The organism is Herbaspirillum sp. GW103, from assembly GCF_000261365.1.
Lineage (GTDB): Bacteria > Pseudomonadota > Gammaproteobacteria > Burkholderiales > Burkholderiaceae_D > Herbaspirillum.
In genome coordinates this window covers 1-21,560 of sequence record NZ_AJVC01000003.1, presented here as the reverse complement: position 1 = coordinate 21,560, position 21,560 = coordinate 1, and the positions used below count along the sequence as shown (strand labels likewise).

Below are 21,560 nucleotides of genomic sequence, written 5' to 3'. Positions count from 1 at the left end.
AATCCTCACTGCAAGCCATACCTTGCGCCCTGGTGCGTTGATCCCTTCCCGTGCGGTCGGCCGATACGGCCCAGATGCGTGGCACGAAATCCTTCTGCCCTCTTGAGGCCGTCAGCAGGCTCACGCGCCTGCTGGCACAGGCGTTCAAGCTACCGTTGGAGACCCGGGCGGTGCTGCACGAGGGCAACGACTCAGTCGCGCGCCGCGATCCAGTCCCAGGTGTCACCTGCCGTCATCGGTCGGGCAATGCCATAACCCTGGCCGTATTCGCAACCGAGGTGGTGCAGGATGCGCCGGCACTTTTCGGTTTCCACGCCTTCGGCGACGACGGCGAATCCCAGCTTCTGTCCCAGATGGATCATCGACGGCACGATCTGCTGGTCGGAATAATTGCTTTCCATGGTCCGGATGAAGGACTGGTCGATCTTGATATAATCCGCCGGGATGTTCTTGAGGTAGCTCAGATTGCTGAAACCGGCACCGAAGTCATCGATGGCCACCTTCACGCCCAGGCGCTTGATCTCCTGGATCCTGCCGTAGAGTTTCTCGGGATTCTTGCTCATCGCACTTTCGGTGAACTCGATCTCGATGAGCCCGGCAGGAATGCGGTGCTGCCGCAACAGCAACACCAGCGTCTGCACCAGGTCGTCATTATCGAAGTCGCGTGCTGACACGTTGATGGCCACCGGAATGGCCCGCCCACGGCGCGCCCAGGCCGCGGCCTGTTCGATGCCATGCTGCAGTACCCACAAGGTCACCTGGCGGATCAGCGCAGTCTTCTCGGCCAGCGGAATGAACAGCCCTGGCGAGATCACGCCATGTACCGGATGGCGCCAGCGCAGCAGCGCCTCCACGCCAACACACTGCCCGGAGGACAGGGCCACCTTGGGCTGGTATTCCAGCCACAACTGCTCGCTCGAGAGCAAGGCTGCGGGAAGGGCCGAGAGCAGTTCAAAAAAATGCTTCTGCTCACGCCCCAGCGGCTGCTCATAACGGCAATACAGATTGCCGCGCTCACGCGCATTGTCGGCGGCGGTCAGCAGCGATGGCACCAGTTCATTGATGTCATCGCACTGTGCCAGCGGCATGATGCCCGCCGAAATCTCCAGGCGATGCGGAATACCCTGGTATTGGACGGTCTCGGCAAAGGCGCGCTCGACCTGCTCCATCTGCTGCTGCCAGATATCGCGCCGCTCCAGGTAGGCGAAGGTGGTGGTACCGATGCGGTACAGCGCCACCTCGCCCAGCGCCTGGCGTAGTTGTTCCTTGGCCTGGATCAGGAAGCCTTCCACATAGTCCCAGCCCAGTGCCTTGATCATGTCGCGCAGGTAGACACGATCACAGAGATCGATGGCCACCACCGTCAGCTTGCCAGCCAGCGCCTGCGTGCCCTGCCCCAGGGATGTGAGGCTGTGCAGGTCGGCCGTCAGGCGGCTGCGATTGGGCAGAGAGGTGAGGCTGTCCACGTAACTGGAGACGCGCAGCGTGTCCAGGCGGGCCATGACGATGGCCGCCAGCTGTCGCAGCGTCAGCCTTTCGGCTCGACCGAACTGCGTGCGTGGCGACTTGCCGATCACGCACAAGGTCCCCAGCCGCACACCGTCGGCAGTCTGCAACGGGGCGCCGGCATAGAAGCGAATCCCGGGTTCACCGGTCACCAGCGGGTTGTCGGCGAAGCGCGCATCCTGGGTGGCGTCAAGCACCACCATGACCTGGTCCTGCTCGATCACGTGACTGCAAAAGGACTGTGAACGCGGCGTAGCTTGCGCATCCAGTCCGTGCCGTGCCTTGAACCACTGGCGGTTCTCGGCCACCAGCGAGACCAGCGCAATCTCGGTCCCGAACAACGTGGCGGCCAGCTCGGTCACCAGATCACACAGCACGTCTGCCTGGGTATCGAGCACACAGAAGGTATCGAGTACGGCCAGGCGTTGCTGCTCATCCCTGGATGGCTGGTCGTGACCGAGATGCCCGGGCAGCGGGCTGGTCAGACGGAGAAGGTCGGCGTGCATGGCATGGCCCTGATCAGAAGGTGACCCATTCGTCGGAGGCGCCGGCCATGCTGCGGCCGGACGCCGGCGTCACCAGCGCGGTACTCGGGCGCGGCGCGCGCGCCACCGGAGGCAGCTTGACCGCAGGTGGCGCAGGCCGGGCCGGTACGGCAACGGCCACCACCTCGATGGACGATTCAGGTACGGCATGGGTATCGAGGCGGAATACGCTGACCGCCTGGGCCAGTTCCTGTGCCTGTTCCTGCAAGGATTGTGAGGCGGCGGCGGCTTCTTCCACCAGGGCCGCATTCTGCTGCGTGACCTGGTCCATCTGGCCGACTGCCTGGCTGACCTGCTCGATGCCGCTACGCTGCTCTTCTCCCGCAGCGCTGATCTCGTTGATCATGCCGGTCACGCGCTGCACGCTCTGGACGATCTCGCGCATGGTGTTGCCGGCTTCGTTGACCAGCACGCTGCCGGATTCGACCTTGGCGACCGAGTCGCTGATCAGGGCCTTGATTTCCTTGGCCGCGGCAGCCGAGCGCTGCGCCAGGCTGCGCACTTCGGTGGCCACTACCGCAAAGCCACGGCCCTGCTCACCGGCGCGCGCCGCCTCGACGGCGGCATTGAGTGCCAGGATGTTGGTCTGGAAGGCGATGCCGTCGATGACGCTGATGATGTCCACGATCTTGCGCGAGGAGGCATTGATTTCTTCCATCGTCTCCACCACGCGGCTGACCACGCCACCGCCGCTGCTGGCGATGTCGGAGGCCGCCTGCGCCATGCGATTGGCCTCGCGGGCGTTGGCAGTGTTCTGCTGCACGGTGGATGTCAGTTCTTCCATCGAGGATGCAGTTTCCTCCAGCGAGCTGGCCTGCTGCTCGGTCCGCGAGGACAAGTCGAGGTTGCCGCTGGCGATCTGCGAGGAAGCCGTGGCGATCATGTCGGTACCACGGCGCACGCCCGAGACGATGCGCACCAGGCTGGCGTTCATTTCCTTGAGGGCGCGCAGGAGCTCGCCGGTTTCGTCGCGCGATACGGTGTCGATGTGCGCGGTCAGATCGCCATCGGCCACCTGACGCGCCAGACGCACGGCCATGGCCAGCGGACGGGTGATGTTGTTGGCCAGCCACCAGGCCAGCAGCATGGCCAGCACCACCGAGATGACGCCGCCGATGATGAGGGTCCTGTCCGTCAGGGTTTCGAGCGCATCGGCCTGCTCGGCGCGCTGTTGCAGCAACATGTTTTCGGTACGGTCCATTTCCGCGAAGATGGCCCGCATGTTGTCCATTTCCGCCTTGCCACGACCGGCCTGGATGAAGTCGACCAGCTTGCTCATCTCTTCACGGCCCTGGCCCACGGCGCGACGCAGGGCCAGGGTCGGCTCGATGGCCGTCTTCACCCAGCGCTGCTCGGCCTCGGCCACCTGTTGCAGGCGCTGCTGCTGGGCCGGATTGTCCGCAGTAATCTGACGCGCCTTTTCCAGGTGCGTCGTGAAGCTGGCCATGCCCTGCTGCAAAGGCTCCAGCGAAGCCTCATTACCGGTCAGGGCAAAACCGCGCGCGCCGGTTTCCATGTTCACCAGGCTCTCCAGCATCGCCTGCATTTCTGCCCGCGCTTCGTAGCTGTGGATGTTCATGTCGTTGGCAGCACCCAGCCGCGCAACATTGAGGTAGGCCACGCCGACCAGGACGACCAGGATGGCGCAAACCAGTCCGAAGCCGATATAGAGGCGAGTACCGATTTTCAGGTCCGATAATTTCATGATGGTTTTTTCCGGGGGGACAGCAAGGTTCTCTGATGACGCCCGGCGCACGCCTGCACGGAATGCGCCAGATCTTGTTTGATGCAAGACATTTCACACTTCCGAGAAAGCGTGACATACTGCCAAAAATCATTAAAACAAACGGCAATATTTCTGGATAACGATGCAACGAATTTTCATTGCAACGACTCTGAACAGATATCCGGAAAATATATCCGTACATTTACAAAAAAATTTTCATAGGACATAGGACAATGTCGAAAATACAAAACTCATCCCCTCTTCCGGCGGTCACGGCCTCTTCGGAACCCGCCGAGCTTTCCGATCTGCCGCTGCTGCGTCCCGGTGCGGTGGCGCGCCAGCTGGGCATGTCGGTCGAGACGCTGCGCGCCTGGGAACATCGATACGGCATCAGCTCATCGCAGCACAGCGGCGGCGGCCAGCGCCTGTATTCACAGGAAGACCTGCAACGCCTGGTCTGGATCAAGACCCTGGTGGATGCCGGGCATCGCATCGGCAAGCTGGCCGCGCTGTCCCCGCAGGACTTGCAGGCCCTGGCGCAGGGCCTGCCTGGCGAAGTCGCCGCCCCCCTCGAGCGCCAGGCCAGCCTGCCGATGCGCCTGGCGCTGGTCGGTCCCTGGATTGCCACCAAGGCGGTGGGACAGGCGCTGGCGCAACGGCAACTGAGCGTCACTGCCGCAGTCGAGACCCTCGACGAACTGGACCTCAAACATTTCGACGGCGACCTGCTGCTGCTGGAGAGCACAGTCCTGGATAGCGATCTCGATCTGCGCCTGGAGAGCCTGCGCCGTTCCTTCATCCAGGTACCGGTGCTGATCCTCTATCGCTTCGGGGCGCCGGACATGGTGGCGCGCCTGACCGAGGCCGGGCATCGGGTGGTGCGCAAGACGGTAGAGGGGATCGATGTGGAATGGCTGTGCGAGATGATCCGGCGCATGGAGCCGACCGCCGCCCAACTCCCCGGCGACGACGACCTGCTGCCGGCGCCGCGCTTCAGCGAGAGCACCCTGGCCTCGGTGTCGGAGCAGTCCGATCGCATGCAGTGCGAATGTCCGCGCCACCTGGCCGAACTGTTGACGGCACTGGTCGGTTTCGAGCGCTACAGCCGCCAGTGCGAGGATGACTCCGTCGCAGAAGCCGACCTGCACCGTGAACTGCGCATCGCCGCCGGACGCGCCCGCCTGCCGCTGGAAGATGCACTGCAGAAGCTGGCGCGCTTCAAGGGGATTTCCCTGGCCCAGGCACGCACTCCGGAGACCATTCCGGAGCAATAGAGCACGCGATGACGGCCCGCATTGCGGCCGTGATTCATTACGCCTGGCCCAAAAAAAACAGCGCGCCCTCTGGACGCGCTGACTGCTGCATGGCCTGACCAGCCAGGCCGTCCGCCACCTCAGAACTGTTCCCAGTCCCCTTCTGTGGCGGCCGGCTTGAGGGCAGGCTGTGCCGCCGGCAAGGCCTTGGCCGGGGCACTTGCCTTGGGTACCGGCTTGCGCGGCAGCGCCGCTGCCCGTGCGGTGACGTCCACCGTACGCGCGGCACGGACGGCGGCCGGGCGCCGTACGTCATGACCACCCAGCTTGAAGACCCCGACCGTCTCCACCAGGCGGCCCGACTGCTCCTGCAGCGATTGCGCGGCGGCAGCGGCCTGCTCCACCAGCGCGGCATTCTGCTGGGTTACCTCATCCATCTGCACGATGGCCTGATTGATCTGTTCGATGCCGTCGCTCTGCTCGCCGCTGGCAGCAGTGATCTCGGCCACCACATCGGTGACGCGCTTGACGCTGGCCACCACTTCATCCATGGTGCTGCCCGCCTGCTCGACCAGGCGACTGCCGTTTTCCACACGCTCCACCGAGGCGTCGATGAGGGTCTTGATTTCCTTGGCCGCCGCTGCGCTGCGTTGGGCCAGGGTCCGCACCTCCGAGGCCACCACCGCAAAGCCGCGCCCCTGCTCGCCGGCCCGCGCCGCTTCCACGGCGGCATTCAAGGCCAGGATATTGGTCTGGAAAGCGATGCCGTCAATGACGCTGATGATGTCGACGATCTTCCTCGACGCATCGTTGATCTGTCCCATGGTCTGTACCACTTCGCCGACCACGCTGCCGCCCTGCATCGCCACCTGGGAGGCGGTCTCGGCCAGGCTGTTGGCCTGGCGAGCATTGTCGGCGTTTTGCTTGACGGTGGAGGTCAGTTCCTCCATGGCCGAGGCCGTTTCTTCCAGCGCGCCGGCCTGCTGCTCGGTGCGCGAGGACAGGTCCAGGTTGCCGGTGGCAATCTCGCTGGAGGCAGTGTTGATGGTGTCGCTGCCCTGGCGTACTTCGGTGACGATGCGGTGCAGGTTGTCGTTCATGGCCTTGAGGGCCGCCAGCAGGGTGCCAGTCTCGTCCTTGGAAGTGACCTCGATGCGCACCGTCAGGTCGCCCGCCGCCACCGCCGTGGCCACGCCTACCGCCTCATTGAGCGGACGGGTGATGGAACGGGTAATGAGCAAGGCACACAGCACCGACAGCAGAATGGCTGCGACAGACAGCACGATCACGGTGTTGACCGCGTTGGAGGAAGCATCATCCCCTTTGGCCACGCTCTGATCCATGAGCGCCACCTGGAAGGCGACCAGTTCCTTGAGGACCTCAAAGTATTTGTCCTGTGCAGGTATCGCTTCGCGGAAGAGAACTTCTCCCGCTTCGACCTTCTTCTGCTGGCGCAGCAACTCCACCACCTTGTCGCGCGACTTGGCATATTCACCACGCACCTCCTTGACCTTGGCGAACAATTGCTTGCCCTGAGGGGTAGCAAGGCGCTTTTCCAGATCGGCCATCTGTACGTTGATCTCGCGCGTATTGCTCAGCGAGCGCTCCACATAGTTGTTCGTAGCGGCCTGATCGGGGGCGATGATCGCATTGCGCAACGCCCGTGCGGCTGAATTGACCCTGTCGTTGATCTGGTTGACCAGCACCACCTTGGCGTAGCGGTCATTGACGATTTCATCAGTGATGGCACTCACCGTCCACAGATTCTTGACCGCCACCACGCCGATCACGCACATCACGGCAATGAGTGCGGCGAAACAGACGCCCAACCGGACACTGATCTTGATATCCGACATTTTCATACGATCCCCTTTTCATTTTTGAACCTGAGCAAGCCCAGGCAACCCCTCTGCCCAACCGACCGCTGTCAGCTGATTGAAAGCAATATAAGCGATTTATTTAACGTATTCGGCAAAAATATCTTTTACTTCATACGTTTCGTCGCATTTCAGCGCCACAGTTGCCGAGTCATTCACGCGCTCGCGAAGAACGGTGAGCATTGCCTGCCGGAAAATGCCATTCCAGGCGGAAACGGGTGCGATTTCAGAACAATTGAACAGATTCCCTCAGGCAAGGCGCGACTTAATCCACATCAAGCTTCACGTGTTTAAGGGCCGGAAAACTATTGCAATAAAATAAACCAAAAACAATTTGCATTAAAATACAAATGTCGAATTTGATTAATTTGATTCAAGACAGCTTTGACTCAGCAGAAGTCAGCCCGGAGTCCTGCCATGCCCCTCAGACGTCTCAACAACAAGGTCAGGATCATCTCGCTGGTGCTGGCCATCCTTGGCACGGCGCTGTTCGGCTATGCCCTGCTCAATGGCAGCCTGAGCAGCCGGGAAGCGGCGTTCAAAAGCGGCGAGACTGCCACCCTCAATATCGCCACCGGACTGTCGATCCAGGTCAACCTGAGCTTTCGCGCTGCCGACCTGCTGATCCAGGAGATCATGGCGCTGGAGCACCAGCCCCAGCTGCCCGCCGTCGAGCTGCAGCGCCTGATCCAGGACCTGCTGGCGCGCCAGAGCCGGCTGTTTCCGGAGATGGACAGTGTGCTGGTCATTGATGAACAGGGACACACACTGCAACGCTGGCCGGCCCTGCAAGCCGTGGAGATGGTGCCGGGCATGGAGCCGCTATCGACTCCCTCAACCCTGCGCAAGGACCTCCAAGACAAGCCCACGGACCTGCAGATCGGTACGCCCGTCATCAGCAGCGTGACCGGACGCTGGATCATTCCGCTGACCCGCCTGCGCCAACGCGACGGCCATCCTGCCGGCCTGGTCCGGGTGGGGGTCAGCCTGGATCATTTCATCGGTCTCTTCAATGAGGTCGATATCGGCAGGCAGGGTTCGCTGGTGCTGGCCACCACGACAGGCACCATGCTGCTGCGCCGTCCCTACGGCCCCCAGTTTCTCGGCAAGAACATGGCCGATCTGCCGCTCTACCGCGACAATGCGCAGCAGCGGCGCTCCGGCTGGGCCATGATCCGGTCGGCCCAGGATGACGTGGTGCGGCTGAACTACTTCACGCGTGTGCCGGACTATCCGCTGTTCGTCACGGCTGCGCTGTCCCATGACGACATGCTGGCCGACTGGCGCGAGGCGCAACGCGCCCACCTGCTGGTGGTGATCTCGGCGGTGCTGCTGGTGAGTCTGCTGACGGTCTATCTGCTGCGGGTGGTGCGCATGCGTGACCTGGCCGAGGAAGAAATCGAAAAGAAGAATCTTTCCCTGAAGCTGCTCACCGAAAACCTGCGGGCCCAGGCCATGCTCGATGGCATGACCGGCATCCCCAACCGCCGCTACCTGGACGAACAGCTGCAGCAGGTCATGCACAATGCCAGTCGCAGCAAGAGCGCGCTGTCGCTGGTGATGTTCGACGTGGATTACTTCAAGAAGTACAACGACCTGTACGGTCACATCCAGGGCGACTACTGCCTGCAGGACATCGCCCGCACCCTGCGCGCCGTGCTGCGTCGCCACGGCGACCTGGCAGCGCGCTACGGGGGCGAGGAATTCGCCCTGCTGCTGCCCGACACGGACCTGGCTGCCGCACACCGGATCGCACAGAAGGTCCTCGATGCGGTGCGCGCCCTGAAGATCCCGCACCAAGGCAATGCCGGCGGCGTGGTCACCATCAGCGCCGGCGTCATGAGCTGCGTAGCGCGTGCGGACATGCAGATCGGGGATATCTTCAAGGCCGCGGACCGGGCCTTGTACCGCGCCAAGGAAAACGGCCGTGACCGGGTCGAGGACTGCCAGTTGCCGCGACCGGTGGTACTGGGCAAGCAACAGGACGCATCGACCACCCGCGATGGCACGACCTGATCTGCTGCCGCGTGTTCAGCGCAGGCGCGCCGGACTCAATGCTGCCGCCTCCACACCGAAGCGGGCGATATGCGCTGGCACGGGTTCGCCCCTGACCAGGGCGGCATAGGCTTCGCCGGCGGCAGGTGAGGACTGGATGCCGTAACCACCCTGCCCCGCCGCCCAGAAGAAGGCGGGCAGTTGCGCATCGTAGCCGCCGACGAAACTGCCATCGGCGACGAAGGATCGCAGGCCGGCCCAGACATGGGCCGGACGGCGGATTTCCAGCGTCGTGCCGTTCTGGATATGGTCGATGGCGATGGCGATGTCCAGCTCCTCGGCCTGCACGTCGTGCGGTGCGACCGCATCGGCATTGGCTGGCGAACCCAGCAGCAGGCCGGCATCCGGCTTGATGTAGAAGGATTCATCAACCGGCATGAACATGGGCCAGTGCGCACTGTCTGGCGGTGCGGCAAAGGTGAAGGCCGAGCGTCGCTTGGGTACCAGCCCGATGGGCGCCGCCCCGGCCAGAGCGCCGATCTCGTCGGCCCAGGCACCGGCAGCATTGACAATGACGCCGGCGTTGAACTCTCCCTGACTGGTGTGCACGTGCCAGTGGCCCTCAGCCGGCACATGCTGCAGCGACAACACCTCGGCATTGCACAGCACGCGCGCACCCGCGGCCCGCGCACCGCGCAGGAAACCCTGGTGCAGGGCATGCACGTCGATGTCGCTGGCGTCTTCCTCATAGACCGATCCGATCAGGTCGGTCTCACGCAAGACCGGCACCATGGCACGGGTCTGGTCCGCATCGAGGCGCTGAACCTTGTCGGAGACCGAACGTACCAGCGCCTCATGGGCATCGAGCTGTTCCCGCAAGGCAGCAGTAGCGTAGAACAAGGCGCCGCGCGGCGTGAGCAGCGCGTGTTCGGCAAAGCCTTCGGGCGGATGATCGAAGAAGGCGCGGCTGGCACAGGTCAGTGCCCGCACCTGGGGCGGGCCGTAGCTTTCCATGTAGAGCGCGGCTGAACGGCCGGTACTGTGATAGCCCGGCTGCGATTCGCGCTCCACCAGCAATACGCTGCCGTGACGCGCCAGCCAGTAGGCAATGGAAGCACCGGCAATGCCGGCGCCGATGATGAGATAGTCGACGCGGCCGTGCTCATTCATGGACATGCTCCCGAGGCAGCTTCAAAGCGCGGCAATGACGGCCACTTCCACATCCAGTCCCGGCGCCATCAGCAGGGCCTGCACGCAGGCGCGCGTGGGCGCGTGACCGGCCGGCACCCAGGCGTCCCACACCGCATTGAAGGCGGCGAAGTGCTCCGGGCTGGAGAGCCAGACATTGGCGCTGACGATACGCTCGCGCGCAATGCCCTGCGCCTGCAACTGTGCATCGACCTTGGCCAGCACTTCGCTGGCCTGCTGCGCGATGGGCGCACCCGCGTGGTCGGGTACCTGTCCGGCGACGAAGGCGAAATTGTTGGCCAGCACCAGCTGGCTCATGCGGGCATTGGTGTTGAAGCGTTGTATCGTGCTCATGGAATCTCGAAGAAATGGAATGATATAAATTCTAAAAATTATATAAATGTTTTATACCGCAGACTGTGCCGCCACCGCCGTCACCCCGCCATCCAGGACAGGCGGATGGGTGACGATGGAGTTCAACGGTGCGTGGACGGTCTTGAGCTTGTGCAGATCGGGACGTGGCCGGCGCAATGTCTCCTCGCCCGCAAACGCCGCCTCCAGTGCTCCCGCCCAGGCCAGCAGGCGGGCATCGTCGCGGAAGGCACCGGTCACCTGCAGGCCGAAGGGCATGCCGCGATGATCGCGTCCGCACGGCAGCGAGATCGAAGGATTGGTCGCCAGCGTGACCACATAGGTCAGGGCCAGCCAGCGATAGTAATTCTCCAGCGCCACGCCGTTGACCTCCTTGAGGTACAGCTCGCTCCAGGGGAAGGGCGAGACCGGCGTAGTCGGCGAGAGGATCAGGTCATAGCGCGCATAAAGCTGCTGGAAGCGGCGGAACAGGCGGGTCTGCTCACTCTGGGCCCAGGCACAGTCGGACAGGCTCATGGCCGCCCCCATTTCGTAATTGGCGCGGGTATTGGGGCCCAACGAGGCAGGGTCGCGCCGATAGGCGGCCTCGAAACCGGCCACGAAGGCTTCGGCACGGATCACGTCGAAGGCGCGATGGGCCTCGCCCATGTCGACCTCGACCGGTTCGCAGACCTGCACGAAACGCCCGATGGCGGCCATCTTCTGGCGGAAGACCTGGCGGATGCCATCGTCTACTGCGCACACGCCGAAGTCCTCGGTATAGCCGATGCGCAAGCGTGACAGGTCCACCGGTGGCAGCGCTGCGAAGGCCCCTTCATCGACCGCATAGCTCAAGGGATCGCTGGCATGCAGCCCCAGCGTGGCGCGCAATTGCAGCACGGTGTCGGCCACATCGCGGCCCATGGGACCGACCACCGAGATCGGTGTCCAGCCCAGCAGCTTGCGCTCGCTCGGCACAAGCCCCGGCGACGGGCGAAAACCGACCACGCCGCACTTGGCCGCCGGAATGCGCAGCGAGCCGCCGGTATCCGAACCTGAGCACAGGGGCAGCAGATCCGCCGCCAGCGCTGCGGCCGAACCACCGGAAGAACCGCCGGCATTGAGCAACGGATTGAAGGGATTGCCGGTGGCGCCCCACACCGTATTGCGGCTGTTGGCGCCCGCCCCCATCTCCGGCACGTTGGTCTTGCCGGCCACGATGGCACCGGCGGCACGCAGGCGGGCTACCAGCGCGTTGTCGCGCGCGGGGACATTGCTGCGATAGATGGGCGAACCGTAGGTGGTGAGCAGACCTTCTGTCTCTTCCAGATCCTTGATGCCGATGGGCAGCCCGTGCAGCAGACCCAGCGGGCGAGCGTCCATCACGGCCTGCTCGGCCGCGCGCGCCTCCTGGCGGGCGCGCTCGAAGCAGGTGGCGGTCACGGCATTGATATGGGGATTGAGGTCTTCGATGCGGGCGATGCAGGCGTCCAGCAGTTCGACCGGAGAGACTTGCTTGCTGCCGATCAGCTGGCGCAGTTCGACGGCACTTTTTTCGACGAGGATGTCAGACATGAATTTCCTTGAAGTGGGATCAGGCCAGCGGTATCTGCTCGGTGCTCTTGCTGGTGCGGATGAACAGGCTGACCAGCACCGAGAACAGGGCCGCGCCGATCAGGAAGCTGAAGGCGTAATCGTAGTTGGCAAAGGCGCTGACCAGGAAGCCGATCACCAGCGGCGAAATGAAGCCCGCCAGTTGTCCGCCCAGGTTGACCATGCCCACGCCGCTACCGACCAGTTGGGCCTGCAGCAGCTTGGTCGGCAGCGCGATGCAGGTGGCCAGTACGAAGGACTTGAAGAAATACGCCAGGCATTGCCAGGCAATGACACCTTCCACGCTGCGGGCAGTGTACATGCAGTAGACGAAGATGGCCGTGAGCAGGGAGGAGCCGATCAGCAGCAGCTTTTCGCGACCATCGAAGAAGCGCACCATGACCCAGCCGCCAATGGCGGTGGACAGCCCGGCCATGACATAGGGCAGCGGCAGCAACAAACCCACCGCCTTCAGGTTCAGCCCGCGTACGGTCATCAGATAGGTCGGCATCCAGCTGTCGAGCCCCTTGTTGATGATGGACAGGCCAAACCACACACCCACGATCTTCCACATCAGCGGCATCTTGAGCAGGGCCGCAAAAGCCTCCTTGTTGATGGCCTTGGGACCATCCTTGCCGGGCAGCACCGGCCGCACGCAGAACCAGTACACCAGCGCGAACACCAGCCCGACGATGCCGATGGTATGGAACACCGGACGCCAGCCGAAATGCAGGATCAGCGGGGCAATCAGCAGCGGTGCCAGCATGCTGCCGATGTAGTTGGACGATATCAGCAGCGAAGACATCTTGGGCCGTTCGGCCCGGCTGAAATGTTCGGCCACGCCCTTGACGCTGGCCGCCGGAAACGCGCCCTCGCCCAGGCCGAAGATGAAGCGGATCACCACCAGGCTGGTGATCGACCAGGCCATACCGGTGATACCGGTGAAAACCGACCACAACAGGATGGAAACGACGATCACGGGCCGCGAACCGTAACGATCGGCCAGCCAGCCGCCGGGCAGTTGCAGCAACGAATAACCGAGGAAGAAACTGGAGAGCAGGATGCCCAGCTCCGAGGGCTTGAGCTGGAATTCACCGGCGATCTGGGTCGCCGCGAAAGTGATGGCGGCGCGGTCGATATAGGACACGCACCAACCCAGATAAAGCAACACCAGCACCAGGTATCGGTAACGTCCCTCGCCCTGCGCCTTCGTCATTGCAGCCCTTGCAGCATCCATGAAGCCTCCCTCGCAACGCGATGGCGGGCAAGCTTGCCGCCGATCGGTGAGCCAATCCTAAGCCCGCGCATGGTTTGCCACAAGTACAAGTTTTCGAATTAGTGATTGCCGAATCGGCAAACCGTTCCTACAATCGCTGCATGTCCCATATCCCTACCCGCATCTTGCAGGAGACCGCCGTACGCTACTTCCTTGAAGTCGTGCGGCGCGGCTCCATTACCGAAGCGGCCCATACCCTCAACGTAGCCTCCTCGGCCATCAGCCGCCAGATTGCCCGCCTCGAAGCCGAGCTCGACACCCCGCTGTTCGAGCGCGTCTCGCGCGGCATGCGGCCCAATGCCGCAGGAGAATTGCTGGCCGCGCATGCGCTGCGCCAGCAACTGGAAGCCGAGCGCATCGGCAATGAACTGGCCGCCCTGAAAGGCTTGCGGCGCGGGGAAGTGAAACTGGCCACCACCGAAGGCTTCGCGCTGGAATTCGTCCCGGTGGCCATCGAACAGTTCTGCGCTCAGCACAAGGGCATCCGTTTCCAGCTGTCGGTGGGCAACGCAGTCCATGTGGCGCAGCAGATCCGCGAAGGAGCAGTGGACCTGGGCCTGACCTTCACGATGGCACCGGATCCGGACATCAAGGTGGAGTTCGCCCAGCGCGCCCCCATCATGGCAGTGATGCGACCGGACCATGCCCTGGCCCATCGCAGGCAGGTCAGCCTGTCGGAGCTGGCGCCCTACCCGCTGGCCATGCCGCAGAAGAACATCACCATGCGACGCCTGATCGACGCCTGCTGCAGCCGCCGTAACGTCCTGCTGGAACCGACGCTGGCGGCCGACTCCATCAGCGCCCTGCTGTGCTTCGTGATGGCCGGCCAGGGCATCGGTTTCTCGGCCGCGCTGCCGATCCGCAGGCTGGTACGTGAAGGGCAGCTGGCGGCCCTGCCCATCCGCGACAAGGACATGAATACCCTGCAGCTGGAAATCCAGTCCCTGGCCGGACGCACCCTGCCCGATGCCGCCCGCGCCTTCCTCAACACCCTGATTGCGCGCGCCAGCGCACGGCATTAGGCGTCTTCCTCCAGCAGCGCGCCGGCACCTTGCAGGACCAGCAGCGGCGCCAGGTGAAAGGAATGTTCCAGGCGCGCCTGCGGATCTTCCATGTGCTCGGCGATGACGCCCATGCAGGCCGCCACCAGGCAACGTGCCACGTCGATGGGGGTCAGCCCGCGCCGCAACTGGCCACGCTCATAGGCGATATTGAGGACGGCGGTGAGATGCTGCAAGGCGCGCAGGCTCAGTGACTCGATGCGCTCGCCCAGTTCCTCGGGCAGCTCGGGCGTGCCGCGATAGCGCAGCACCACCTCCATGCGCCGACGCTGGCGCACATTGCGCAGGAAATCGAGCAGCTTGAACCACAGTACTTCGCGCAACAACATCAGCGGCTGCTCGCTCTGGCGATAGACCGCCAGTTCCGGACCGATATCGAACGGCCAGACCAGCTCATCGAAGACCGCCTTGACCAGCGCCACCTTGTCCGGAAAGTGCCAGTACACGGCCCCGCGCGTAAAGGCGGCGCTGGCGGCCACGTGTTCCAGCGTGGTGGCGCGCACCCCGCGCCGGGCAAAGGCAGCCAGTGCCGCGTCGAGCAGGATGGCGCGGGTCTTGTCGGCGCGCGGGCTCATGGCGCGGCGGTGGCCGGATCGCTCGCCACGGGGGTGCCGGTGCGCTCCACCCAGCCGCCGCCCAGCGCCTTGTAGAAAGTCACCAGGTTGGTCCAGCGCGACAGACGCGTACCGATCAGGGTCTTCTGTGCCGAATACAACGTGCGCTGCGAATCGAGCACGTCCAGGTAGCTATCCACACCACTGTTCAAGCGTGCCTGCGAGAGGTGATACGAGGCGTCGCTGGCTTCCACCAGATCCTCCTGGGCCTTGAGCTGGCGGCCCAGGGTATTGCGCTGGGCCAGCGCGTCCGAGACTTCCTGGAAGGCGGTCTGGATGGCTTTCTCGTACTGGGCCACGCTGATGTCGCGGCTGATGGTGGCGATATCCAGATTGGCCTGATTGGCACCGCCATCGAAGATCGGCAAGGAAATCTGCGGCACGAAACTCCACGAACCCGACCCGCCCTTGAACAAGCCGGCCAGCCGCGCGCTGGCCGTTCCCGCATCGGCGGTCAGGCTGATGCTGGGATAGAAGGCCGCACGCGCCGCGCCGATATTGGCGTTGGCCGCGCGCAGGGAGCGCTCGGCCTCGACGATGTCGGCGCGGCGCTGCAGCAGTTCCGAGGGCAGCCCGGGCGGAATGCTCGCCAGCGGACTGGCGGCGGCCAGGGCGGTATCCGGCAGGCCGTGCGGCAACAATCGGTCCGGCAGGTCCTTGCCCACCAGCAGCACCAGGGCATTGCGGTCCTGATCGACCTGGGCGGTGTAGCTCTCCACATCCACGCGGGCACTTTCCACGCTGGTCTGCGCCTGGCGCAAGGTCAGTGCCGAGGCCGAGCCCAGCTCGAAGCTGCGCTGCGTGAGCGCATAACTGCTGCTCTGGCTGGCCAGCGTGTCCCTGGCCAGGCGCAGGCGATCCTGGTCGGAGGCCAGGGTCAGCCAGGCCGTGGCCACTTCGGCGATCAGGCTGATCTGGGTACTGCGCCTGGCTTCGGCGGTGGAGAGGAAGGATTGCAGCGCCTGTTCCTTGAGGCTGCGCACGCGTCCGAACAGGTCCAGTTCATAGGCGCTAAAGCCCAGCGTGGCGGTATAGCTGCGTGAGGTCAGCGCGCGGCCGGTGGTCGACAGGTCGGCCGGCGTGCGGCTGGCCGATTCGCTGGTGGCGGCGTTGATGGTCGGGAACAGTGCGGCACGCTCCACGCCATACTGGGCGCGCGCCTTTTCGATGTTGAGCACGGCCACGCGCAGGTCACGATTGTTGGCCAGACTCAGACTTATCACTTCCTGCAATGTCGGATCGGTGAAAACATCACGCCAGCCGATATCAGAAACGGCCGTCGCCGGCGTGGTGCTGGCGGGCGCTGCACTGTGGTCGCCCGCAAAGCGGCTGGCGACGGGCGCGGCGGGACGCTGGTAGTCCGGTATCAGGGTGCAGCCGCCCAGCAGCGTGGCCAGCAACAGCGGCGTCATCAGGAGACGGGGGCGTTGCGCGGCGCGGGTGGTCGGAAAGGAATTCATGTCAGTGCTCCGGAGAAATCGCGGGTTGGCCTTGCGGCGCGGAAGTCGGCTTGCGGGCGAACAGCTTCATGATGATCACGAAGAACAGCGGCACGAAGAAGATCGCCAGCACCGTGCCCGAGAGCATGCCGCCGATCACCGCCGTCCCCAGCGCATGCTGGGCACCGGCGCCGGCACCACTGCCCAGTACCAGCGGCAGCACGCCGAGGATGAAGGCCAGCGAGGTCATGAGGATAGGACGCAGACGCATGCGCACCGCTTCCATGGTGGCTTCCACCAGGCTCTTGCCGTGCTCGTAGAGATCCTTGGCGAACTCCACGATCAGGATGGCGTTCTTGCAGGCCAGGCCGATGGTGGTCAGGAGACCTACCTGGAAATAGACGTCATTCATCTTCCAGGTCAGGATCGCACCCAGCAATGCGCCGAACACGCCCAGCGGCACCACCATGATCACCGAGAACGGCACCGCCCAGCTCTCGTAGAGCGCCGCCAGCGCCAGGAACACGATCAGGATCGAGATCGAGTAGAGGATGCCGGTCTTGCCGCTGGAAGCCTTTTCCTGCAAGGACAGTCCGGTCCATTCATAGCCGATGCCGGGCGGCATCTTGGCCAGGGCCGCTTCCACGATGGCCATGGCCTGACCGCTGGAGGCCGCGCCCGGCAGGGCCATGCCGAGGATCTCCATGGACGGCACGCCGTTGTAGCGTTCCAGGCGCGGCGAGCCGGAGGCCCAGCTGGCCGTGGAGAAGGCACTGAACGGAACCATGGTGCCGGCGCTGTTGCGCACATACCAGCGGTCCAGGTCCGAAGGCAGCATGCGGTATTGCGCATCGGCCTGCAGCATCACCTTCTTCACGCGGCCCTTGTCGATGAAGTCATTGACGTAGCTGCTGCCCCAGGCGGTGGCGATGGTGTCATTGATGTCGGACATGGACACCCCCAACGCACCGGCCTTGTCGGTGTCGACATGGAGGCGGAATTCCGGCGTATCTTCCAGCCCGTTGGGGCGCACCGCCACCAGACGCTTGTCCTGCGACAGGATGCCGAGCAACTGGTTGCGGGCCTGCATCAGGGCAGCATGGCCGAGGTTGGCTTCATCCTTCAACATCAGGTCGAAACCGGTGGCATTGCCCAGCTCGGACACCGCCGGCGGGGCGAAGGCAAACACGCGGGCATCGCGGATGCGGGCGAAGGCGGCACCGGCCTTGGCTGCCACGTCGGTCACCGAGAGCCCCGGGCCCTTGCGCTCATCCCAGGGCTTGAGCTTGATGAAGGCAAAGCCCATGTTCTGTCCGCTACCGGCGAAGCTGAATCCGGAGACGGCAAAGATGCCCGATACCGCATCCTTCTGGTCTACCAGGAAATGATGCTCGACCTGCCGGATCACTTCGTCGGTACGCGCCTTGGTCGCGCCGGAGGGCAACTGCAGGATCGCAAACAGCGTGCCCTGGTCTTCATCCGGGAGGAAGCCCACCGGCAACTTCATGAAGCCGGTCACCACCAGTGCCAGCAGCACCGCATAGGCCGCCATGTAGCGCCAGCCACGACCCAGCATGTGGCGCACGATGCCCTGATAGCGCAGGTTGCCGCGATCGAACTGTCGGTTGAACCAGCCGAAGAAACCGGTGCTCGCCAGCGCATGCCCCTTGGCCGCAGGCTTGAGCAGCGTGGCGCACAGGGCCGGCGTCAACACCAGCGCCACCAGTACCGACAGCGTCATGGCCGAGACGATGGTGATGGAGAACTGGCGATAGATCACCCCGGTGGAACCGCTGAAGAAGGCCATCGGCACGAACACCGCCGCCAGCACCAGCGCCACCCCGACCAGGGCACCACTGATCTGGCCCATGGACTTGCGGGTGGCCTCCCTGGGCGGCAAGCCCTCCTCGGACATCACGCGCTCGACGTTTTCCACCACCACGATGGCATCGTCCACCAGCAGGCCGATGGCCAGCACCATGGCAAACATGGTCAGGGTATTGATGGTGAAGCCGAACACGGCCAGCACGCCGAAGGTTCCCAGCAACACCACCGGCACGGCGATGGTCGGGATCAGCGTGGCGCGGAAATTCTGCAGGAACAGGTACATCACCAGGAACACCAGCACCACCGCCTCGATCAGGGTGCGCACCACTTCCTCGATGGAGATGCGCACGAAGGGCGTGGTGTCATACGGCTTCTGCACTTTCATCCCGGCGGGGAAGAATTTCTCCAGCTGGGCCACGCGCGCATCGATGGCCTTGACGGTATCGAGCGCATTGGCGCCGGTGGCCAGTTTGATGGCCAGGCCGGCGGCGGGCTTGCCGTTGTAGCGACCCACCGAGGTGTAGCTTTCGCTGCCCAGTTCGATGCGGGCCACGTCGGCCAGCTTGACCTGGGCCCCGCCGGTGAGCGTGCGCAGCACGATGTTGCGGAACTGCTCGGCCGTGCGCAGGCGGGTCTGGGCCGTGATGGTGGCGTTGATCTGCTGGTTCTCGGCGGCCGGCAAGCCGCCCAGCTGACCGGAAGACACCTGTACGTTCTGCGCCTGGATGGCGTTCTTCACGTCCAGCGGCGTCAGGCTGTAGCTGTTGAGCTTGTCGGGATCGAGCCAGATGCGCATGGCATATTGCGAACCGAAGAGCGTGGTATCGCCCACCCCTTCGACCCGACTGATCGGATCCTGGATGTTGGCCGCGACGTAGTCCGACAGGTCCGAGCCGCTCATGCTGCCATCTTCCGAGGTAAAGGCCAGCACGTTGAGGAAGTTGGTGGCCGACTTGGTCACCGTGATGCCCTGCTGCTGGACTTCCGAGGGCAGCAGGGGCGTGGCCAGCGAGAGCTTGTTCTGCACCTGCACCTGGGCCGTATCCGGATTGGTACCGTTCTCGAAGGTCAGCGTAATGGTCACCGTGCCGGACGATTCACTGGTGGAGGCCATGTAGCTGAGACGATCCAGCCCCTTCATCTTCTGCTCGATGATCTGGGTCACGGTATCTTCCAGCGTCTTGGCCGACGCCCCCGGATAGTTGGCAGTGATGGCGATGGCCGGTGGCGCGATGGCCGGGTACTGCGCAATCGGCAGGGTCAGCACCGAAATGGCGCCGGCCAGCATGACGATGATGGCGAGGACCCAGGCGAAGATGGGGCGGTCAATGAAGAAGCGAGCCATGATCTGTTCCCGCCTTTCAGTTGGTGTGGGTGCCGGTGCCGCTGGCCGTGGCCACCGTGGCCTTGGGCGACCACGGCACCACGTTCACCTTGGCCCCCGGGGTGGCGCGCTGCAGGCCATCGACCACCAGCTGGTCGCCCTCCTTGAGACCGCTGCTGACCAGCCACTGGCTGCCGATGGCGCGATCGGTCACCAGGGCGCGCTGTTCCACCACGCCCGCTGCATTGACCACGAAGGCCACCGGCTTGCCGGCACCATCGCGACTGACTGCCTGCTGCGGCACCAGCAGGCCCTGCTGGCGCACCCCCTCCTCCAGTACGGCGCGCACATACATGCCCGGCAGCAGATCGGTCTTCGGATTGGGGAACACCGCGCGCAGGGTGATGGCCCCCGTGTCCTGGTTGACCGTCACGTCCGAGAACTGCAACGTCCCCTCCTGCGCATAGGTGCGGCCATTCTCCAGCACCAGCCTGACCTTGGCGCCATTGCCCGACTTCTGCAGCTGGCCATTGGCCAGCGCTTCCTTCAGGTTGAGCCAGGTGGTACTGGACTGGGTGACGTCGACGTAGATCGGATCGAGTTGCTGGATGGTGGTCAGCGCCGTGGTCTGGTTGGCAGTCACCAGCGCACCCGGGGTCACGCTGGACTTGCCGATGCGCCCGGAGATGGGCGCGTCGACTCTGGCGTAATCGAGATTGATGCGGCTGGTCTGCACGTTGGCGCGGGCCGAACCCACATCGGCCTCGGCTTCGCCGAGCGAAGCGACGGCGTCATCGTAATCCTGCTGGCTGACCGCCCTGATGGCCACCAGCTCCTTGTAGCGGCTGGCCTTCAGGCGCGCCGTCTTCACGCTCGCCTCGGCCTTGGCCAGCGCCGCCACGCTGCTGTCATAGGCGGCCTGATAGCTGGCCGGATTGATCTGGTACAGCACCTGGCCCGCCTTGACGTCACTGCCCTCACGGAAGCTGCGGGTCTTGATGATGCCGTTGACCTGCGGCCGTACGTCGGCGATCTGGTAGGGCGAGGTCCGCCCCGGCAGTTCCGTGTGCAGTTCCACCGGTTGCGCATGCACCGTCATCACCCCCAGCACGGGCGTGCCCGCTGCCGGTGGCGGCCCGCCCGGCGGCTTGCCGCAGGCACTGAGAACACTGAGGATGGCCAGTGCAGCGACGGGCCGTAGTAGGGGTGGGGTGCGCATGAAGGACTCTCCGGAAAAGAAGGAAGATTTTTATAACGATACCGAACTGTACAGTATTATTAATTGACAGTTCTTTCCCGGTCAAGCAATACTGAACACATCTGTACGAAAAAGACACTTGTAAAGAAATCACGGAGACCAGCAATGAGAGTCAAGACCCCTGCCCGGCGCGAGGCCATCCTGGCCGTGGCGGCCGACGTCTTCAAGGAGATGGGTTTCGAGGGTGCGTCCATGGCCGAGATCTCGGCCCGCATCGGTGGCTCAAAGGCCACGCTGTATGGCTACTTCAAGTCGAAGGAGGAGCTGTTCGTGGCGGTGACCCACGGCGAGGCCAAGAAGCAGATGGAGCCTGCCCTGGCCGCACTGGACCAGGAGGTGGACGATCTGGCGAAGACCTTGCAGGTCTTTGGCGAAAAGGCGGTGAGTTTCCTGTGCCAGGAGAGCACCTTGCAGACGCACCGCATGATCGTGGCCGAAGCCGGCCGCAGTGACATCGGCCGCCGCTTCCACGAAGAGGGACCGAAGATGGGGATGGAGCGCATCGCCGCCTTCCTGAAGAAGCAGATGGCAGCCGGTCGCCTGCGACCGGCCGACCCCATGCTGGCGACCCAGCAGCTGTGCGCCCTGCTCGATTGCGAGACGGTCAAGCCGATGATGCTGGGACTGGAAACCAGCATCTCGCGGCCGCGCATGAAGCGCATGGTGGCGCGTGCGGTCGACACCTTCCTGGCGGCCTATGCGGTGCATCGATAGTCCGAAACGATAC

General features: G+C 63.9%; 15 protein-coding genes. 4 read left to right on the top strand and 11 right to left on the bottom strand.

The features are described 5' to 3' along the window. Positions 1 to 191 precede the first annotated feature (191 nt). Together GWL_RS03625 and GWL_RS03620 are read right to left on the bottom strand one after the other, a co-directional pair. On the bottom strand, positions 192 to 2,012 hold the full coding sequence (locus GWL_RS03625) for a bifunctional diguanylate cyclase/phosphodiesterase (protein ID WP_008326789.1): 1,821 nt from the start codon (positions 2,010 to 2,012) through the stop codon (positions 192 to 194). A gap of 13 nt (positions 2,013 to 2,025) precedes the next feature. Continuing rightward, positions 2,026 to 3,756 (bottom strand): methyl-accepting chemotaxis protein, encoded by a 1,731-nt coding sequence (locus tag GWL_RS03620; protein WP_008326788.1) that lies wholly within the window; start codon positions 3,754 to 3,756, stop codon positions 2,026 to 2,028. 254 nt (positions 3,757 to 4,010) lie between these two features. Between GWL_RS03620 and GWL_RS03615 the strand changes: the two genes are divergently transcribed. Next, positions 4,011 to 5,051, top strand: coding sequence for a MerR family transcriptional regulator (locus tag GWL_RS03615; RefSeq protein ID WP_008326787.1), 1,041 nt, complete (start codon positions 4,011 to 4,013; stop codon positions 5,049 to 5,051). A 119-nt stretch (positions 5,052 to 5,170) separates the two neighbouring features. Here GWL_RS03615 and GWL_RS03610 read toward each other — a convergent pair whose 3' ends face one another. Further along, positions 5,171 to 6,892, bottom strand: a complete 1,722-nt coding sequence (locus GWL_RS03610; protein ID WP_008326786.1) for a methyl-accepting chemotaxis protein — start codon at positions 6,890 to 6,892, stop codon at positions 5,171 to 5,173. A gap of 432 nt (positions 6,893 to 7,324) precedes the next feature. Here GWL_RS03610 and GWL_RS03605 point away from each other — a divergent pair, with 432 nt between their 5' ends. Beyond that, entirely contained in the window at positions 7,325 to 8,923 is a 1,599-nt protein-coding gene (locus tag GWL_RS03605; RefSeq protein WP_008326785.1) for a sensor domain-containing diguanylate cyclase, read from the top strand. Between the two features lie 15 nt (positions 8,924 to 8,938). Here GWL_RS03605 and GWL_RS03600 read toward each other — a convergent pair whose 3' ends face one another. From GWL_RS03600 to GWL_RS03585, 4 genes are read right to left on the bottom strand one after another with little or no spacing between them, the layout of a single operon-like run. Then, the gene (locus tag GWL_RS03600; protein ID WP_008326784.1) at positions 8,939 to 10,072 is read right to left on the bottom strand and encodes an FAD-binding oxidoreductase; all 1,134 of its coding nucleotides are present in this window, start codon (positions 10,070 to 10,072) and stop codon (positions 8,939 to 8,941) included. 21 nt (positions 10,073 to 10,093) lie between these two features. Beyond that, on the bottom strand, positions 10,094 to 10,444 hold the full coding sequence (locus tag GWL_RS03595) for a RidA family protein (protein ID WP_008326782.1): 351 nt from the start codon (positions 10,442 to 10,444) through the stop codon (positions 10,094 to 10,096). 51 nt (positions 10,445 to 10,495) lie between these two features. Next, positions 10,496 to 12,016, bottom strand: a complete 1,521-nt coding sequence (locus GWL_RS03590) for an amidase (RefSeq protein WP_008326780.1) — start codon at positions 12,014 to 12,016, stop codon at positions 10,496 to 10,498. 19 nt (positions 12,017 to 12,035) lie between these two features. Further along, the gene (locus GWL_RS03585; protein WP_008326777.1) at positions 12,036 to 13,271 is read right to left on the bottom strand and encodes an MFS transporter; all 1,236 of its coding nucleotides are present in this window, start codon (positions 13,269 to 13,271) and stop codon (positions 12,036 to 12,038) included. A gap of 140 nt (positions 13,272 to 13,411) precedes the next feature. On the opposite strand from GWL_RS03585, the gene GWL_RS03580 reads away from it, so the two are divergent. Then, positions 13,412 to 14,332 (top strand): LysR family transcriptional regulator, encoded by a 921-nt coding sequence (locus GWL_RS03580; RefSeq protein WP_034350002.1) that lies wholly within the window; start codon positions 13,412 to 13,414, stop codon positions 14,330 to 14,332. On the opposite strand, the gene GWL_RS03575 is transcribed toward GWL_RS03580, so the two are convergent. Genes GWL_RS03575 through GWL_RS03560 form a run of 4 tightly spaced genes read right to left on the bottom strand, consistent with a single transcriptional unit; the run spans position 14,329 to position 20,794 of the window. Further along, positions 14,329 to 14,946, bottom strand: coding sequence for a TetR family transcriptional regulator (locus tag GWL_RS03575; RefSeq protein ID WP_008326775.1), 618 nt, complete (start codon positions 14,944 to 14,946; stop codon positions 14,329 to 14,331). The genes GWL_RS03580 and GWL_RS03575 overlap by 4 nt on opposite strands. Continuing rightward, entirely contained in the window at positions 14,943 to 16,445 is a 1,503-nt protein-coding gene (adeC, locus tag GWL_RS03570) for an AdeC/AdeK/OprM family multidrug efflux complex outer membrane factor (RefSeq protein WP_008326774.1), read from the bottom strand. The genes GWL_RS03575 and adeC overlap by 4 nt, the downstream gene beginning before the upstream one ends. 1 nt (position 16,446) lies before the next feature. Continuing rightward, on the bottom strand, positions 16,447 to 19,596 hold the full coding sequence (locus GWL_RS03565) for an efflux RND transporter permease subunit (RefSeq protein ID WP_008326773.1): 3,150 nt from the start codon (positions 19,594 to 19,596) through the stop codon (positions 16,447 to 16,449). 16 nt (positions 19,597 to 19,612) lie between these two features. Beyond that, a complete protein-coding gene (locus tag GWL_RS03560; protein WP_008326772.1) occupies positions 19,613 to 20,794 on the bottom strand; it encodes an efflux RND transporter periplasmic adaptor subunit in 1,182 nt (393 codons plus the stop codon). A gap of 144 nt (positions 20,795 to 20,938) precedes the next feature. Here GWL_RS03560 and GWL_RS03555 point away from each other — a divergent pair, with 144 nt between their 5' ends. Then, complete coding sequence (locus tag GWL_RS03555) at positions 20,939 to 21,547, top strand: TetR/AcrR family transcriptional regulator (RefSeq protein WP_008326770.1); 609 nt, start codon at positions 20,939 to 20,941, stop codon at positions 21,545 to 21,547. The last annotated feature ends 13 nt before the right edge of the window (positions 21,548 to 21,560 follow it).

Bases quoted from the DNA above. Each gene is read 5' to 3' on its own strand.
- GWL_RS03615 (WP_008326787.1), top strand. From the start codon at position 4,011: ATGTCGAAAATACAAAACTCATCCCCTCTTCCGGCGGTCACGGCCTCT.
- GWL_RS03560 (WP_008326772.1), bottom strand. From the start codon at position 20,794: ATGCGCACCCCACCCCTACTACGGCCCGTCGCTGCACTGGCCATCCTC.
- GWL_RS03605 (WP_008326785.1), top strand. From the start codon at position 7,325: ATGCCCCTCAGACGTCTCAACAACAAGGTCAGGATCATCTCGCTGGTG.
- GWL_RS03585 (WP_008326777.1), bottom strand. From the start codon at position 13,271: ATGGATGCTGCAAGGGCTGCAATGACGAAGGCGCAGGGCGAGGGACGT.
- GWL_RS03575 (WP_008326775.1), bottom strand. From the start codon at position 14,946: ATGAGCCCGCGCGCCGACAAGACCCGCGCCATCCTGCTCGACGCGGCA.
- GWL_RS03565 (WP_008326773.1), bottom strand. From the start codon at position 19,596: ATGGCTCGCTTCTTCATTGACCGCCCCATCTTCGCCTGGGTCCTCGCC.
- GWL_RS03625 (WP_008326789.1), bottom strand. From the start codon at position 2,012: ATGCACGCCGACCTTCTCCGTCTGACCAGCCCGCTGCCCGGGCATCTC.
- GWL_RS03555 (WP_008326770.1), top strand. From the start codon at position 20,939: ATGAGAGTCAAGACCCCTGCCCGGCGCGAGGCCATCCTGGCCGTGGCG.
- GWL_RS03590 (WP_008326780.1), bottom strand. From the start codon at position 12,016: ATGTCTGACATCCTCGTCGAAAAAAGTGCCGTCGAACTGCGCCAGCTG.
- GWL_RS03580 (WP_034350002.1), top strand. From the start codon at position 13,412: ATGTCCCATATCCCTACCCGCATCTTGCAGGAGACCGCCGTACGCTAC.
- adeC (WP_008326774.1), bottom strand. From the start codon at position 16,445: ATGAATTCCTTTCCGACCACCCGCGCCGCGCAACGCCCCCGTCTCCTG.
- GWL_RS03595 (WP_008326782.1), bottom strand. From the start codon at position 10,444: ATGAGCACGATACAACGCTTCAACACCAATGCCCGCATGAGCCAGCTG.
- GWL_RS03610 (WP_008326786.1), bottom strand. From the start codon at position 6,892: ATGAAAATGTCGGATATCAAGATCAGTGTCCGGTTGGGCGTCTGTTTC.
- GWL_RS03600 (WP_008326784.1), bottom strand. From the start codon at position 10,072: ATGAATGAGCACGGCCGCGTCGACTATCTCATCATCGGCGCCGGCATT.
- GWL_RS03620 (WP_008326788.1), bottom strand. From the start codon at position 3,756: ATGAAATTATCGGACCTGAAAATCGGTACTCGCCTCTATATCGGCTTC.